This is a genomic window from Christiangramia aestuarii, from assembly GCF_009735585.1.
Classification (GTDB): Bacteria; Bacteroidota; Bacteroidia; order Flavobacteriales; family Flavobacteriaceae; genus Christiangramia; species Christiangramia aestuarii.
The window spans coordinates 1-480 of the sequence record NZ_VJVW01000061.1; the positions used below are offsets into that span (position 1 = coordinate 1).

The window sequence follows — 480 nt, forward strand, 5'->3', positions numbered from 1 at the left end:
GCTGAGCATTAATCCAGGCAGGCAGGCGCACAGCAAAGGCTGACCGGGAACCGCCCTTTTTCGGCGAGCGACCCGCCGGTCATATCCGACAGAGCTTAACGAGCCGGCAAGGCAAAACACTTACCGTGCTGCGACATATTCGTTCACCCCGGGAGCATCGGCTCACTGCACCGGCAGGAAATGCATGAACAGCAGTCCCTGGGCGTAGTTCACGCTGATCCGCCGGTAGCGTTCGCCGAGCACCTCGGCGAGCAGGTCCAGGCGCGCGACGATCTTGGCGAACTCGCGGGCGTAGCTGAGGTTGCTGGCGTCGTCGGTGAGGGCGTTGGAAAGCAGCAACGGGGCACCCTTGTCGTCCTTGCGGGTAGCCAGCATCCAGGTGGCGACCTCGACGTTGCGCGCGGCGTTGTAGACGTACTGCGCGTCGATCCCCTGATAGACGTAGAACTCGGTGCGCCCGCCATGGGCGGTGATCAGCAT

The 480-nt window shown here is 63.3% G+C and carries 1 pseudogene; it reads right to left on the reverse strand.

The window, feature by feature from the left end:
* Window positions 1–162 precede the first annotated feature (162 nt).
* Window positions 163–480 (reverse strand): annotated as a pseudogene (locus FLP08_RS16915) (hypothetical protein); the annotation flags it as partial.